Origin of the sequence: Mesorhizobium sp. M7A.F.Ca.US.006.04.2.1, from assembly GCF_004022915.1 — a bacterium.
In the GTDB taxonomy this organism is placed as follows: domain Bacteria; phylum Pseudomonadota; class Alphaproteobacteria; order Rhizobiales; family Rhizobiaceae; genus Mesorhizobium; species Mesorhizobium ciceri.
On record NZ_RZQA01001257.1, the window covers coordinates 1 to 1282 of the forward strand.

The 1282-nt window shown below is 63.5% G+C and carries 1 protein-coding gene and 1 pseudogene; both read right to left on the reverse strand.

Annotation, left to right across the window (positions count from 1 at the left end; genetic code table 11):
- A pseudogene (locus EN925_RS36390) lies at positions 1-493 on the reverse strand (sensor histidine kinase); the annotation flags it as partial.
- On the reverse strand, positions 490-1282 hold a 793-nt coding region (locus EN925_RS36395; protein ID WP_128337393.1), incomplete at its 5' end, for an MFS transporter. The gene EN925_RS36395 and the pseudogene EN925_RS36390, both read right to left, overlap by 4 nt.

Below are 1282 nucleotides of genomic sequence, written 5' to 3' on the forward strand. Positions count from 1 at the left end.
GCCCGGCACCGTGTGCGGCGGGCAGGCTGATCTCACGGTAGAAGGTGGTCAGCGCGATGAAGCACGTGCTTGCAATGAGGACAAGCGCCCAGACCGACCATGTCTCCAGCAGTACCGCGCCCAGGATGACCTGGAGCAGGTAAAGCGAAATGAAGGGATTGGACGCGCCGCCGCTCAGGTAAAGCTGGACCGTCAACGCGGTGACGTCGAGCAGCAGTCCAAGAAACAGCTCGGTGTTGGTGATCGCGTCCTGGCTGCTGTGCCGGCGCAGGCTGGCGACGTTGAGAGCGATCAGCAGCAGGATCACCACTGCCATCGGCACCAGCGGCAGCCCGATGCCAAGCGCGTAGCGGACGAACAGGATCGTCACGATCTGACCGCCGACCGCGATCCAGCGCAGTTGGATCAGAAGCAGAAAATTCTGCTTGTTGGTCTTGTCGTGCAGCGTCATTGGGCCGGGAGGTCCCCAGCCCTGGCCAAGCAGGTCACTCAAGCGGGAGTCCGATCCAGGCGCTGGTTGAGCCGCAGCGCCAGCAGCGTGCATAGCGCTCCCGACAGCAGATAGGCGCCTGACGAGATCAGCCCGAAATGGGCGGACAGGAACAGGGCGACAATGGGGGCGAAGCCGGCGCCGAACAGCCAGGCGAGATCCGAGGTCAGCGCAGCACCTGTATAGCGGTAGTTCTTTGAAAAATTCGAGGCGAGTGCTCCCGAAGACTGGCCGAACGACAGGCCGAGCAGGACGAAGCCCAACACCATGAAGACGGACTCTCCGACGAAGCCGCCATCGAGCAGCTGTGGCGCGAAACCGCTGAACACGGCAATGGCCACCGCCGAGCCTCCAAGCAAGGGCCAGCGCCCGACCCGGTCGGCAACGACGCCCGAGATCGCGATTGCCGCCAGGCCGAAGAAGGCTCCGATCGTCTCGATGACCAGGAACCGTGCCGGTCCCTCGCGCGTGAACAGGAAGATCCAGGACAGAGGAAACACCGTCACCATGTGGAACAGGGCGAAGCTCGCCAGCGGCGCGAAAGCGCCGAGCACGACAGTGCGCCCTTCGGCGCGCAACGTCTCGCGGACGGAAGTCGGCTCCAGTTCCTGGCCTTCGAACAGTTTGGTGTATTCCGGCGTCACCACGATGCGCAGCCGCGCGAACAGGGCGACGACGTTGATGGCGAAGGCGACGAAGAACGGGTAGCGCCAACCCCAGCTGAAGAAGTCTTCAGCCGACAGGTTGCCGACGAAATATGCAAACAGGGCACTGGCGACGATGAGCCCGAGT